This is a genomic window from Bacillus sp. AFS001701 (assembly GCF_002559405.1).
Classification (GTDB): Bacteria; Bacillota; Bacilli; order Bacillales; family Bacillaceae_G; genus Gottfriedia.
Genome location: NZ_NTZO01000122.1, coordinates 1 through 8940, shown reverse-complemented (window position 1 = coordinate 8940; position 8940 = coordinate 1). Strand labels below are relative to the sequence as shown.

Annotated in this window: 11 protein-coding genes; 1 reads left to right on the top strand and 10 read right to left on the bottom strand. The window is 34.3% G+C overall.

What is annotated here, in order from left to right:
* Nucleotides 1–95: 95 nt before the first annotated feature.
* Nucleotides 96–935: an SAM hydrolase/SAM-dependent halogenase family protein gene (locus CN514_RS10155; protein ID WP_098232466.1), complete on the bottom strand. Its 840-nt coding sequence runs from the start codon at nt 933–935 to the stop codon at nt 96–98.
* A gap of 768 nt (nt 936–1703) precedes the next feature.
* Between CN514_RS10155 and CN514_RS10150 the strand changes: the two genes are divergently transcribed.
* Entirely contained in the window at nt 1704–2138 is a 435-nt protein-coding gene (locus CN514_RS10150; protein WP_098232465.1) for a hypothetical protein, read from the top strand.
* A 165-nt stretch (nt 2139–2303) separates the two neighbouring features.
* Here CN514_RS10150 and CN514_RS10145 read toward each other — a convergent pair whose 3' ends face one another.
* From CN514_RS10145 to CN514_RS10105, 9 genes are all read right to left on the bottom strand, one after another.
* Complete coding sequence (locus tag CN514_RS10145; RefSeq protein WP_025568179.1) at nt 2304–2483, bottom strand: tudor domain-containing protein; 180 nt, start codon at nt 2481–2483, stop codon at nt 2304–2306.
* Between the two features lie 5 nt (nt 2484–2488).
* Complete coding sequence (locus CN514_RS10140; RefSeq protein ID WP_098232464.1) at nt 2489–2785, bottom strand: ferredoxin family protein; 297 nt, start codon at nt 2783–2785, stop codon at nt 2489–2491.
* Entirely contained in the window at nt 2786–4081 is a 1296-nt protein-coding gene (locus CN514_RS10135; RefSeq protein WP_025568181.1) for an FAD-dependent oxidoreductase, read from the bottom strand.
* Nucleotides 4065–5105: an electron transfer flavoprotein subunit alpha/FixB family protein gene (locus tag CN514_RS10130; RefSeq protein ID WP_098232463.1), complete on the bottom strand. Its 1041-nt coding sequence runs from the start codon at nt 5103–5105 to the stop codon at nt 4065–4067. The genes CN514_RS10135 and CN514_RS10130 overlap by 17 nt, the downstream gene beginning before the upstream one ends.
* Nucleotides 5106–5933: an electron transfer flavoprotein subunit beta/FixA family protein gene (locus CN514_RS10125; RefSeq protein ID WP_025568183.1), complete on the bottom strand. Its 828-nt coding sequence runs from the start codon at nt 5931–5933 to the stop codon at nt 5106–5108. It lies immediately after the preceding gene.
* Nucleotides 5934–6238: 305 nt separating this feature from the next.
* Entirely contained in the window at nt 6239–7102 is an 864-nt protein-coding gene (locus tag CN514_RS10120) for a VOC family protein (RefSeq protein WP_098232462.1), read from the bottom strand.
* Nucleotides 7099–7458 carry a DoxX family protein gene (locus CN514_RS10115; RefSeq protein ID WP_098232461.1) on the bottom strand — a complete coding sequence of 120 codons (360 nt, stop codon included), beginning with the start codon at nt 7456–7458 and terminating at the stop codon, nt 7099–7101. The genes CN514_RS10120 and CN514_RS10115 overlap by 4 nt, the downstream gene beginning before the upstream one ends.
* Nucleotides 7459–7981: 523 nt before the next feature.
* Nucleotides 7982–8431 carry an RrF2 family transcriptional regulator gene (locus CN514_RS10110; protein WP_025568186.1) on the bottom strand — a complete coding sequence of 150 codons (450 nt, stop codon included), beginning with the start codon at nt 8429–8431 and terminating at the stop codon, nt 7982–7984.
* A gap of 173 nt (nt 8432–8604) precedes the next feature.
* The gene (locus tag CN514_RS10105) at nt 8605–8808 is read right to left on the bottom strand and encodes an alpha/beta-type small acid-soluble spore protein (protein ID WP_097974212.1); all 204 of its coding nucleotides are present in this window, start codon (nt 8806–8808) and stop codon (nt 8605–8607) included.
* Nucleotides 8809–8940: the final 132 nt, after the last annotated feature.

Below are 8940 nucleotides of genomic sequence, written 5' to 3'. Positions count from 1 at the left end.
ACTTTATATAAGTAAACTTCTAAGTTAAAATTTTATTAAAAAATTACTAAAATTTGGGGATAAGGAAAACTAAGTCTTTTTCTACTAACCCCACCTTACTTACTTTTAAGTGTTATTTCCCATTCTATACCTGTATCAATTCCGTATTCATCAGTAAACGAGCCTTGATTTACAGCAACTGCCATTTGATCTAGACTGTTTGCATATAAGATTGGTTCTCCAATTGCTACATCAGCAAATGATTTTCCATATTTTACAGCTTGTTTGTATACTTTTCTTCCTTGGTGCGAAATAAGTACTTCTACAAAGTCCCCATGAGAAATGCCTTGTTTGAGAAAATCTGATCGACCAATATTCGTCCAAATACTACCATAACGAACATCAAGTATATCAATTGTTCCTGTTATCGAATTGTTTTCACTATGACATTCTTTAATTGGTAATTTTATGTATGAATTTGAATCTACTTCTGGACCAATATTTTCGAAGTCAATTATTCCAGAAGCTAATCTTGCACCTGTAAAAGCAAATATATCTCTCCCATGGAAAGTATAAGATTCGCTTGAATTTGGTAGTCTATTAATTTCTTCGTCAATGACTCTTAATTGGTTGATTCCATAAATTTTGCCTACATGTGTTAATGTTCCGTTATCAGGTGTTATAATGAAGTGATTCGTATTTGTGCGAGCCACTATACTTCTACGATCTGAGCCTACACCTGGGTCTACAACTGAAACAAATACTGTTCCAACTGGCCAGTAATTCATTGTTTGTACAAGTCGGTAAGAAGCTTCCCAAATATCGTATTGAGGTATATCATGGGTCAAGTCGTAAATCTTTATCTCTTGATTTACACTACAAGAAACACCATACATAGCGCTAACTGCTCCATCTAGTAATCCAAAATCTGACTGAAACACTAATGCATTTCCCATCTAATCACCCCTAATTGTTCGAATATTTAAAATTAAATATAAATTCAATCTATTATTTAGTCAATGATATTATTCGTATTTTATTGAATGAATTTAATTATAGCTTTGCTTTTTTTTATTATTACGTTGGAATTGTATAGTTTTGGTAAATTCTAATTCTTTTAACCTTAATGTCTGTTTCGACGTTTCCTATAAACTTCAAAATAAAAAAGATATAGTTGTTAGAGACTATATCAATTAATACATTAGCATTTGAAAGTATATAGTTTTGAAATGCTGGCACATGAATTTATTATCTTTAGTGTCCCCTAGGTTTCTGTAAAAATGTATTTTAAATTAAATAATCTGGGGACCTTTTGCATTTAAGTGGTGAGGTGTTAGATAAAATTTGTCTAAATACTTCTATATTAATAGAAATCTTCCTATTAAATGTTAGAGTGGACATGTATGAAAGTATAGAAGAAAAAATTATATTAGTGGATTCCGAAAGAAATTAACTATTAGTTCTAACGTGGTTATTTTTTTAATGAATATTTTACTAGATGCCTAATAGGTTCTGCATTGTATATCCCCCTCCATTTTTTAATTCCCATATACTAACAACTAAAGCACTAAAAAAAGAATTGTTACATATAGGAAAATAGCACTCACTATTTCATCGGATGGAATTTCCCTATACTTTAGTAACACTCCAATTAACTTTAAAAAGGTAATTTAGTCCTCTATAACGAATAGTTAGTATGTGGAGAAATATAGGGAGGCTAACTATTGTACACGTTTATTGAATTTTTATGTCTTATAGGAGTCCTATTTTTTATTATTAAGGGGATTATTTCTTTCTTTAAAATGAACGGAAAGTCTTTAAAGAATTTTATTATTACTGGGGCCTTATTTGTTTTATTTATTTTTACCTCTATTATAGATCCTTCAAATGAAAGAGAACATAATGAAGCATCAGAAAAAGACACAAGTACTAAGCCAACCAAAATAATTTATAAAACTGAACACACTAAACTAGAAACTGGTCAAAAAGAAAAAATAAAATTATCTAAACCTAAGTACAGTGATAACTTAATTAAATCCTGTAAGAATAAAGTAGGATGTAAATCGAAATCTGATAAAGCACCTATCCAAGAACCAAAAAAAGTGAAAATAGAAAAAGGAACATATAGAATTGTTTTTATGGTATACGGGTTAATGTGATAGAATTTTTCTTTTTAATAGTAGTAGTAGAAGTCTTATTTCGAGGTTGAATCAGTTATAGCATTTAGACGTGCTTTCATATGTAATTGGGGGCTATATGAGAGGTTGTTTTACCTCCTCTCATATAGCCCCCATTTTTAGATTGATCCATATAAAAAAGGTGAATTATTTTGGAGTGAAGAGTTGAATTAATTCTGCGCAACTAATTTTCCTTAGTAGATCGAAACTTGCCCAACTACAAACACGATCCTCCCAAGCTACTAAGCAATGATTATCTTTAGTTTCCATAACCGTTCCCACAGCACCATCTAAGCTAAACATAACATAGTTGCCTATCGAGAACATTTCGATCACCCCAATCTAAATATAATTCCGTGACCACCTTTCGGATATTCCCATTTAATATTTTGATGAGGACAGCCTATTCTACAGCTTCCACATTCATGACATCCCTCGTATCCAACATGCATTCGAATATTTTCCCATTTATAAACATCAGCTGGACAAAATATCGTACAGATTTTATCGGGACATTTTGTCATACAAATATCGGAATCTAGTACAGTTAAGTGCGATTTTGTATCGGCATTAAAACGAACGAGATACTGCTTTTCTTCGATTGTACTTTCTTTTTTTGTCTCACTCATTTATTTCATCACCTTCCATGCTTTGTATACATCTTTCGCAAGCTTAAGTTTAGCCTTTGCTCCTCCTATATTACTCATAATATTCTTTTGTTTTTCCCATTTAGATTTACCATCTACTGTAAACATTTGGCTGGCAGATTTATTTAATAGTGGAATATATTGCTCGAAATATTGAGGGAATTTTTCAAAATGATGTGTTGCATCTTTATATTTTTTCAAATCCTGTCCTACGAAGCTATTTAGTAATTTATCAGCGTACGGTTTTAAAGCAACATCAGAGTAGTTATCAATCGCTTTTGCTTCGATAATGGTCTCAGCTGCTAATCTTCCAGATGTCATTGCCATATTTGAGCCTTCACGATGAATTGCGTTTACTAATTGTGCTGCATCGCCAATTACTAATACTCCGTTTCCTACCAATTTAGGAATTGATTTGTACCCACCTTCTGGAATTAAATGGGCAAGGTATTCTTGCGGTTCGCTTCCTTGAATATATGGTCTTATCATCGGATGATTCTTAACGTATTCAAGTAAATCATAAGGTTTCAATTTGTTTTCAATCATTCCTGATAATAATGTACCGACCCCAATACTAAGAGAATCTTTATTGGTATATAAAAATCCCGTGCCAACTATGCCTTTTGTCGCATCTCCAAATAGCTCGATTGCTACCCCTTGGTTACCTTCAAGACCAAATCGATCTTGAATTATTTTACTATCCAGCTTTAATATTTCCATTGTAGCTAAAGCGACTTCATCTGGTCTCCATTCTTTATGGAAACCTAAAGATTTTCCTAAAAGTGAATTTACGCCATCAGCAAGTACTACCACATCGGCATATAAATCACCATCTGGTCGATCCGTTCTTACCCCAACTACCATATCATTTTCAACAATACACTCGAGTACCACTGTTTCATTGATTAATAATGCACCTTGTTCTACTGCTTTTTGAGCAAACCATTGATCGAACTTTGAGCGAAGAACCGTAAAATTATTATAAGGTTCTTCAGCAAATTCAAGACCTTTATATCCAAAGGTTGTAGCGGATTGTTTATCAAGCATCATAACTCGTTGCTCTACAATCACACGTTCAATTGGTGCATCCTTCCAAAATTCAGGGATAACGTCCTCCATCATTTTACGATACAATACGCCACCCATAACATTTTTCGAACCAGGATACTCTCCTCTTTCAATAAGAACAACATTAACACCATTTTTTGCGAGCTCGTATGCACATGAAATTCCTGCTGGGCCTGCTCCAACGACAATTACATCAAATTTTTCCGGCATGATCGTGATTTTCCTCCTTTAAAGAAAAACTTTCTTGAAATTGGTTAATCAGCATTGGTACAATTTCAAATGCGTCTCCTACGATGCCGTAATGACAAGATTGAAAAATTGCCGCATTCGGATCTTTATTTATCGCAATAATGAGACCTGAATTTTGCATCCCAACAATATGTTGTATTGCACCAGATATCCCAATTGCAAAATAAATTTTTGGAGTAACCGTCACGCCAGTCTGACCAACTTGATGATGATGTTCAACCCAGCCAGCTTCAACTACATCACGACTTGCTCCAACAGCCGCTCCAATCGATTCTGCAAACATATGAATCAATTGAAATCCGTCTTTACTACCTAACCCTTTACCACCAGCCACGATAATATCTGCTTCGTCAATGCGAACTTTCTTAGTTGTTGCACGTACAATCTCTAATACTTTTGTACGAATATCTTCTTCTTTTAAATCAATTTCCTCTTCGATCACAACTCCCTCAGCACCAGGAATCGGAGCGAGCGCTTTCATTACCTTCGGACGAACTGTAGCCATTTGAGGTCTATATTTCTTACAAAGAATAGTTGCCATTATATTTCCACCAAATGCAGGACGACTAGCTAATAATAGTCCTGTATCTTCTTCAACATCTAATACAGTTGTATCGGCTGTTAAACCTGTAGGTAAGTCAGTTGCAACTGCACTTGCTAAATCCTTCCCTTTAGAAGTTGCACCATACAATAAGATTTCGGGCTTATATTTGTTACAACATTCAAGTACTGCTTTCATATAAGACTCAGTACGATAATCTTTAAAAATTGGATCATCATATACATAAACGATGTCAGCACCGTATTCAAATAACGTAGGGGCTAATGATTTCACATTTTCACCAATTAATAATCCTGCTAATTCGCAACCACGTTTTTCAGCTAATTCTTTACCAGCTCCAAGCAATTCAAGTGACACGGGTGCTATGACTTTATCGTTTTCTTCAATAAACACCCAAATACCTTTGTACTCTGAGAAATCCATTTATACCCCTCCTTTCACTTCAAATAACTCTTTCTTCTCGTTTAAAATCTTCATTAGTTCATTTACTTTTTCTAGTGAAGTTCCTTCAAAAACCGTTCCACCTTTAGCCTTCGGTGGAGCCCATACTTTCGATACAATTGTTGGTGAACCTTTTAGACCTAACTGTTTAATATCAATATCTTCTAAATCCTTCACGGCCCAAATGGTCGGGTTATACCTTGCAGCTTTTATCATATTTGTAAGTGATGAATAAGGAACTTCATTGATTTCCTTCTCAACTGCAAATAAACAAGGCAAACTCGTTTTAATCACTTCATGGCCATCTTCTATTTTTCGATGAACAATTGCATAACCTTCATCTTTATTAATTTCTTGAACCTTCTTAACTGATGTTAACGGCGGTATATCTAAACGACGTGCAATACCTGGTCCAACTTGTCCAGTATCACCGTCAATTGTCATCTTTCCACAAATGATTAAATCAATCGCTTGAATTTGTCCTATTTTCTCAATCGCCTTTGTCAAAGCATAACTTGTCGCTAAAGTATCTGCCCCAGCAAATGCACGGTCTGAAATCATATACCCTTCATCTGCACCGATTTCAATACATTTTCTGATAGCTTTTACAGCAGGTGGCGGCCCCATGGTAATAACCGAAACTGTTCCACCATATTTATTCTTAATTCGAACAGCTTCCTCAACAGCATGAGCATCATACGGATTTAATATTGCTGGAGCACTTGCACGGTCCATCGTATTCGTTTTAGGATTCATCTTAATGATCTTCGTATCAGGCACTTGTTTTATACAAACCACAATATGTAACACTTTTTCACTCTCCCTTTTTCTTCCCGTCTCCCATAGTTAGTAAATGTACATGTTGTTCAAATATATTATTTTTATTGAAGAAATATGATAGAAAGCAACTAAAAAATAGAAACGAAAAAAAGAGACATTCACAACATTGTAGTTGAAAATGTCTCTCCAGACTGCCCGCCAAACGCTCGCTTTCTTCGTTACTTCGCCTATCTGCGGTGCTCATTACCGTCTAGGGTAACTCCGCTCCTCACCAGACTTCACGCCTCGAAAGACAAGCGCTTGCAATCAGTCTGATACTCAAATTTTTTGTATTTTTATTTTTCATTACCAACTAATAGTTGGATTGTTATGCCTGAAGGGTCCTTTGTAAATGTAACGCCATTTTCTACAAAAACAAGAGCTCCCATATTCTTTAAACGATTTACTACCACGGATTTTTCTTCTTCACTTGGATATAACAATGTAAAATTCTTTAATCCTGCACTGCTGTCAGAAGGTGCAACTCCTCCTGCACTATGCCAAGTATTTAAACCGATGTGATGATGATAACGGCCAGTTGAAATAAATAATGCCTGGCTTCCATATTTCGTTACAACATCAAATCCAAGCCCTTCACAATAAAACTTCTCTGTGCTATTTAAATCAGAAACTTGTAAATGGATATGCCCCATAATCGTTCCTGACGGTAGACCAGTAAAATCTTCACCCTCAGCAAGTGTTAAAAGTCCCTCTACATCTAATCGTTTACTGTCCATAACGACATACTCATTATGCCATTGCCAATTCTCTGATGGACGATCTGCATAAATTTCAATACCATTCATATCTGGATCCGCTAAATAGATCGCTTCACTGACTAAATGATCCGAACCACCTTGAAGTGGATTTCTAGTTTCAATCAAATGCTTAAGCACGATACCTAAATCTTTTCGAGTAGGTACTAATAACGCAAAATGATATAATCCTGTATTTTGCTCATTTTTAGGTGCAACATTGTCTGGCTGCTCTAATTTAATTAAAACATTTACCCCATCCGCTGTTAGACTAGCATTTGTAGTTGAATGTTCTATAACTTTTAAACCAATAACCTCTTGATAAAACGCTAATGAACGCTCTAAATTTGCAACTTTTAATTCAACTGTTGGAGCATAAACCTTTGGCTTTTGATGAAAATTCATTTTAATTTACCTCCTCTAGAAAATAGTACAATTAATGTTAACACTAACAGAACAAATGGAACCATTGCAACACTCATGCCTTGACCCGCATGTAAATGAGTAAATACAGCTCCTACCATAATAATTGCTAATCCAACTGAAGCAAGCTTACCTAATATCAACTTCCAATAACCAACTAATAAACCAATTGCACCTATCACCTCAAATGAACCAATCGTATACATCATACTTTTTGAATAACTATAAACCTCTTTAAAATCATGTAACATTTGAGTATTGCCACTTAATTTCACAAATCCAGACATTAGAAATGCAATAATTAATATCCCTTGAATAATTCGAGTAAACCATTTCATTTAAAAATCTCTCCCTTTTGTTTGCTTTTTACTGAACTTATATTAAGTACGGTTATTTTTTTAGTTTTCAACTACTCCTTACTGTTCTTAGTTTAGAAACAGTAATACGCAAAAAAATAGTGTGCTTGATATTAGTTGGTTACTTTTTGTAAGTGTCTTTGATTTAAGTACAGTATATGCGATAACTGTTCTCATTTCAAGTGCATTTTTTTATTTTTGATTAATCATTTACTCAAGGTTAGAATTTTGAGGCTTGTTGAAATTCGTTGGGAGAAAGAAGTTTATCAAAAAAAAAGTCCAATCGATCATGTATGTGAACAAAATCACTTCAATTGATTCAAAAATTTAATATTTTCTCACGTAAATTATACTCTTTTATTGTTTTATTAGCGATTACGCTATATTTATTTGTGATTTACCAAATTTAATTGCTATTCTACTTTTTTAATTGCGATTCCTGAAATTTATTTGCGATGGCACTTTTACAAAATAAAAATATCGTACATCCAAATGTACGATATTTTCAAAGTGATTCGATCGTTTTATGACTGGCACGTCTTACAAAGTCCGCCAAAGTATAGTTACATAAAAAGCCAAGCAAGTGCTCTTCTGCTTCAATTGCAAAGTCTGAAAATACGTTGTTCATTACACGTCCACTAGTACAGTCAGATGTGGATTCAATTAGTGCGGTTGATAGAGGTTCTGTCATTTGTAGGGCAATGTAGACTTGTTTTAAGGTAATTTCCTCAGGTGACTTAGCTAATAAATAGCCGCCATCTCGTCCCTCTCTTGCTTCTACTATTTTTTCTTTTACGAGGGGAGCCATGATTCTTCTCATAAATGAAACACCTGATCTAATATGTTTTGCGATTGCTTTACTTGGTGTAACCCCTTCTGTTGTTGCTAGTAAAACTAATGCCTGAATAGCAAATCCGAACCACTTAGGTGTAACGGAATTTTTACAACTTGACATCATTTATCACCATCCAGTGATATTATTATCCCCCGTTTTTGTTTCCCTTGCAAGTATATAGTAGTTTTTAGTCTTGTTTAAATGTAAATAGATAACGATTTACTGGATGGATCTAGTTGTTTTTAGACAATAAAAAAAGGATAGAAAGTTTGCTTTCCATCCTCATTTTTTATTTAACGAGAGTATCCGCCTAGGCTTTGTTCTGCCATTTGAACTAGACGCTTCGTAATTTCTCCACCAACTGAACCGTTAGCGCGTGAAGTTGTGTCTGGTCCTAAATGAACTCCAAATTCAGAAGCTATTTCGAACTTCATTTGCTCAATTGCTGAACTTGCATTTGGTGAAGCATATTGATTTGAAGATCTTCTGTTTGCCATGTTGTCGACTCCTTTGTCTTTTGGATGCTCTGATGTTGTTTATCAGATTAAAGATAGTATGATTCTAAAAATTTATTCTATACATTTATTTACAAATTTTTTTCTTTTTACCAAAAATACTTCTTGTTACCA

Coding starts and splice junctions, on each gene's coding strand:
- CN514_RS10110 (WP_025568186.1), bottom strand. CDS start 8,431: ATGTCAAGTTGTAAAAATTCCGTTACACCTAAGTGGTTCGGATTTGCT.
- CN514_RS10155 (WP_098232466.1), bottom strand. CDS start 935: ATGGGAAATGCATTAGTGTTTCAGTCAGATTTTGGATTACTAGATGGA.
- CN514_RS10105 (WP_097974212.1), bottom strand. CDS start 8,808: ATGGCAAACAGAAGATCTTCAAATCAATATGCTTCACCAAATGCAAGT.
- CN514_RS10120 (WP_098232462.1), bottom strand. CDS start 7,102: ATGAATTTTCATCAAAAGCCAAAGGTTTATGCTCCAACAGTTGAATTA.
- CN514_RS10130 (WP_098232463.1), bottom strand. CDS start 5,105: ATGGATTTCTCAGAGTACAAAGGTATTTGGGTGTTTATTGAAGAAAAC.
- CN514_RS10140 (WP_098232464.1), bottom strand. CDS start 2,785: ATGAGTGAGACAAAAAAAGAAAGTACAATCGAAGAAAAGCAGTATCTC.
- CN514_RS10145 (WP_025568179.1), bottom strand. CDS start 2,483: ATGTTCTCGATAGGCAACTATGTTATGTTTAGCTTAGATGGTGCTGTG.
- CN514_RS10115 (WP_098232461.1), bottom strand. CDS start 7,458: ATGAAATGGTTTACTCGAATTATTCAAGGGATATTAATTATTGCATTT.
- CN514_RS10135 (WP_025568181.1), bottom strand. CDS start 4,081: ATGCCGGAAAAATTTGATGTAATTGTCGTTGGAGCAGGCCCAGCAGGA.